Source organism: Mesorhizobium sp. M7A.F.Ca.US.002.01.1.1 (genome assembly GCF_004022955.1).
Classification (GTDB): domain Bacteria; phylum Pseudomonadota; class Alphaproteobacteria; order Rhizobiales; family Rhizobiaceae; genus Mesorhizobium; species Mesorhizobium ciceri.
Genome location: NZ_RZQE01000575.1, coordinates 1 through 3,283 on the forward strand (window position 1 = coordinate 1; position 3,283 = coordinate 3,283).

Annotated in this window: 3 protein-coding genes and 1 pseudogene; 2 read left to right on the plus strand and 2 right to left on the minus strand. The window is 63.9% G+C overall.

Annotated features, from left to right (window positions below; translation table 11 throughout):
• Together EN932_RS32190 and EN932_RS32195 are read right to left on the minus strand one after the other, a co-directional pair.
• The coding region (locus EN932_RS32190) for a bifunctional alpha/beta hydrolase/class I SAM-dependent methyltransferase (protein ID WP_206618985.1) at nucleotides 1-1,753 on the minus strand (1,753 nt) is incomplete at its 3' end.
• 48 nt (nucleotides 1,754-1,801) lie between these two features.
• Nucleotides 1,802-2,410 (minus strand): CDP-alcohol phosphatidyltransferase family protein, encoded by a 609-nt coding sequence (locus tag EN932_RS32195; RefSeq protein ID WP_127388335.1) that lies wholly within the window; start codon nucleotides 2,408-2,410, stop codon nucleotides 1,802-1,804.
• A gap of 195 nt (nucleotides 2,411-2,605) precedes the next feature.
• Between EN932_RS32195 and EN932_RS32200 the strand changes: the two genes are divergently transcribed.
• Together EN932_RS32200 and EN932_RS32205 are read left to right on the plus strand one after the other, a co-directional pair.
• The gene (locus tag EN932_RS32200; RefSeq protein WP_013532372.1) at nucleotides 2,606-3,085 is read left to right on the plus strand and encodes a MarR family transcriptional regulator; all 480 of its coding nucleotides are present in this window, start codon (nucleotides 2,606-2,608) and stop codon (nucleotides 3,083-3,085) included.
• A pseudogene (locus EN932_RS32205) lies at nucleotides 3,082-3,283 on the plus strand (HlyD family secretion protein); the annotation flags it as partial. The gene EN932_RS32200 and the pseudogene EN932_RS32205, both read left to right, overlap by 4 nt.

The following is a 3,283-nucleotide window of genomic DNA, read 5'->3' on the forward strand; positions in this document are numbered from 1 at the left end:
CCCATTGGTCGATGCGCTGGTCGAGCTTTTCGAAACCGGCGGCTTCGACGAGCTGGTTCATTTCGCCTTGCGTGCGCCGGCGCATCACCCAGGCCTCGCCGCCGCGATGCGAGGTCAGGCTGCGGGCGATCAACTCGAGCTGCGGGTGCCAAGGCTGGTTGGTGTAGAGCAACAGGCTGCCCGGCTGCATGGCGCTGGCCAATCCACCGAGCGAGCGGGCGATCATCGCATTGTCCGAGAATAGCTCGTAGAGGCCGGAAACGATGGCGAGGTCCGGCGCCGGATCGGCGTTGGCGAGCATGTCGGCATCGAAAGCGTCGGCGCGCTGGAACGTGACGTCAGCCGGCAATTGCCGCTCCGTGATCAGCTTGCGGCCAAGCTGCACGTTGAGGTCGGAATAATCCTGCAGACGCACGCTCGCCGGCTGGTCGGGGCTCTTCACGATGGCATCGAGAACATAGCGGCCGTGGCCGGCGGCGATGTCGAGAATATGCACTGGCCGGCCAGTGGTCTTGAGCGTTGCCAGGCAAGAGCCGATCAGTTCTTCGAGATGCAGCTTGCGCTGGCGGATGCCGCGCCAGCCGATAGCTTCCAGGAAGACACGGTCGACGACGCGGCCAAGGGGCGTAAGTCCGCGCGCGTCGTTTTCGTAGACATAATCCAGCGTCGAGCCGGAATCGAAGCCGGTGGCAATGCCGGTCTTCATGCCTTGGGAAACCCAGGCGCCCATGCGGATGGAGGCGCGGCTGAATGCCCAATAGAGACCCTTTGGCGACATCAAAGCGAGCGGTGAAGCAAGCCGGTCGGCCTCGTCGCGTGTGTAGCCGGCAATGTCCGCCTGCTTCAGGTCGACCGGCGCATCCGGTGCCGCGAACTGCCTGGCCAGGAACGGCCGGATCAGGTCGAGGGCCTTTGCCCGGTCGCGTTCGCCCAGCGTGTCGTGGAAGAAGCCCGGTAGCACATGACGTTCCTTGATGCGGCTGCCGAGATTGACGAAGAACTCGTGCTGCGGGCCGTGGCGCACGACCCAATCGCTGCCCGAAAGCAGAAGCTGCGTCGGCGCGGTGATGGCGCGGGCGTCAGTGACGATGCGGGCTGCGTGCTGATAGAGTTCGACCAGGATGTTGGAAGCGATCGGCCGCGTGATCAGTGGATCGCTCTCGAAAGAGGCGATGCGCACTGGATCATGGGTCAGGAATTTCGCCTTGACGTAGGAATTGACGAAGAAGCCGCCCTTGATCTTCTGCCAGAGCGCTATGCCCTCCTTGGCGAAGGGCACGTAGAGTTTTACCGAGAAGGCCGGTGAGGCCAGCACCATGGCGCGCAGCTTCGGCGCATAGTCATGCACCCAGGCGGCGGCCAGAACGGCGCCGAAGGACTGCGCGATCAGCGCGATATCGCGCGTGGCGAAGCCATCCCTTTCAGCGATCTCGCGCATGAAGCAGTCGATGTCGCGCACCAGCGCCGAGAAGGACGGGGCATAGCCGCGCTCGCCGGACGAACGGCCATTGCCGCGGGCATCCCAGGCATAGAAGGCGTGGTCCGGCATCCGCAATTCATCGACGAGATGGGCCATGCGGCCGCCATGCTCGTGGCCGCGATGGAAGAGCACCACCGCGCCTTTGGCATCGGCCGAAGCCGCCGGCCAGAAGCGGTAGAAGATCTCCGTCCCGTCATGGCTGCGGAAGACCCGCTCCTGCGCTTGCCGCGCAAGGCTTTCCGTGACCGCGGCCGCGATGGGTTCGTGCATCATGGTCTTTCCCTCTGGCGGCCCCACTGGCGGCATTGCGAGCCTCGATGCTCAGCTGGCGCTGCCAATAAGCCCGGCGCGTATCCGGTTTATGGCGGTCAGCAGCGAAAGCGTTGCCATGGCCGGAAACACAAATGGCGCGATCGATACCGGCCACAGCCCTGCGGCGCACAGCACGGCGACGACGCCAAGCGCCAGCGCCCTGTCGCTCTTGCCGAACGGCCCGGCATAGTTGCGGCCGATCTTGGCGGCGATGCCGAGCACGCCGGCAAACTCGGTCAGCGCCGCCGATATTGCGAAGGCGACGACGCCCCATGCGCCAAATTCCGGAAAGACGGCAAAAGGCAGAATCAGCGCGAGGTCCGAAACGACATCGCCCAACTCGTTCAGATACATGCCGAGCGTCGAGGCTTGGCCATGCTCGCGCGCCAGCATGCCGTCCACGGCATTCAGCGCCATGCGCACGAACATCACCACGGGGATAAGCAACAGCAGCCAGCGCCATTCATGCCGGATCGCAATGGCCGCGCCGGCGGCTATCGACATCGCGGCCGCCAGGATGGTTATGCTGTTTGCGGTGACCCCGATAGCCGCCAGCCGATTGACCAGCGGCCGCAGTCGACCCTGGAAGGCCGGCTTGAGAGCGTAAAGCGTCGGCATTGCGTTGATCCCCCGATCCTGTTCAGCGGCTGTACATCAATATGCCAGACGCGACCAGCGGAGAGGCGGCGCGGCCATCATGCGTTCGCAAATCGATAACCATGATTTGCCCGGCAAAGCTGTCATGCACATTTGTCGGCTTTGTGTGCACTGCGGCATCTTGAATAGTGAGCACGCTTATTATATATCTCGCTCATGGTTTCCGATGGCATCGACAGATTGGGCTTCTTGATCCACGACGTGCAGCGCCTGATGCGCAAGCGCTTCGAGGCGAGGGCCAGTGGCTTGGGGCTTTCTTCGGCGCAATGGCGGCTTCTGGTCCGCGTTGCCAAGGAAGACGGTGTCGCGCAGGCGCGGCTGGCCGAACTTCTCGAAATCGAGCCGATCAGCGTTTCGCGCCTGGTCGACCGCATGGAGGAGGGAGGCTGGATCGAGCGTCGTTCCGACGCTGCCGATCGCCGCGTCCGCATGATCTTCCTGACGCCCAAGGCAAGCGATGCCTACGCCGTGATCAAGAGCATTGCCGGAGAAGTCTATGAGGAATCGCTGGTCGGCGTGAAACCGGAAGCCCGTCGCGTCCTCGTCGAGGGACTTGAGGCGATGGTCCGCAACCTGACCGACGACGAGACGCCGTCCATTGAAAAAGTGAAGAACACAGAGGGCGCAGCAGCATGAACGCGGTAGCCAAGATAGACGAGAAAGTGACCGAACTGGAAATGGAAGCGCCGGCGCAGCCGGCCGCGGCCCCGGCGACCGTTGCTCCCCCGGTGCAGCCGGCTCCGGCGCCGGTGAAGAAAAAGCGCCGGCTGGGCCGCTTCCTGCTGATGGTCGCGCTGCCTGCGGCATTGGCTGTTGGCGGCGGCTATGTCTGGG